The organism is Mesorhizobium sp. M7A.F.Ca.MR.362.00.0.0 (genome assembly GCF_004023175.1).
Lineage (GTDB): Bacteria > Pseudomonadota > Alphaproteobacteria > Rhizobiales > Rhizobiaceae > Mesorhizobium.
This window is the reverse complement of the sequence record NZ_RZTF01000929.1, coordinates 1-413: the sequence shown is the minus strand read 5'-3', so window position 1 is coordinate 413 and position 413 is coordinate 1. Positions and strand designations below refer to the sequence as shown.

Below are 413 nucleotides of genomic sequence, written 5' to 3'. Positions count from 1 at the left end.
CAAGTTATGGATCTTGTGCCGTGACAAATTGTTGAGCCACTTACGCAGTCCGCTCAATTCTGGTCGATCGTCGCAGGTCTTCGTCTAGCCGAGCTGCATTGCTGAAAATTTCGATGAGTTGTTTGGCCGCAGCTAAGCCCCGGATCATGCAGTCGCCCTGCAACACAGCCTCAAGATAAACGAGCGATCGCCCCATCCGGATGTCTTCAACAATCCTGTAAACATGCGTCCAACTGGCCTTTTGCTTATCGTGCTCAGGCTGCGGCTGGCGATGAGCGACAACATATATGTTAGACCACTCTGATCGGCCAAACCGCTTTTTCCAGTAACAGGAGCCCACATAGTGAATCTCGTCACAGGATTGGGTCACCAGTGGCGGATCGGACTTACTATCCCCTTGCATCACTCTACTC

The 413-nt window shown here is 51.8% G+C and carries 1 protein-coding gene; it reads right to left on the bottom strand.

Annotation, left to right across the window (positions count from 1 at the left end; genetic code table 11):
- Nucleotides 1–40: 40 nt before the first annotated feature.
- A partial coding sequence (locus EOC06_RS41225) for a hypothetical protein (protein WP_206631405.1) occupies nucleotides 41–413 on the bottom strand: 373 nt, incomplete at its 5' end.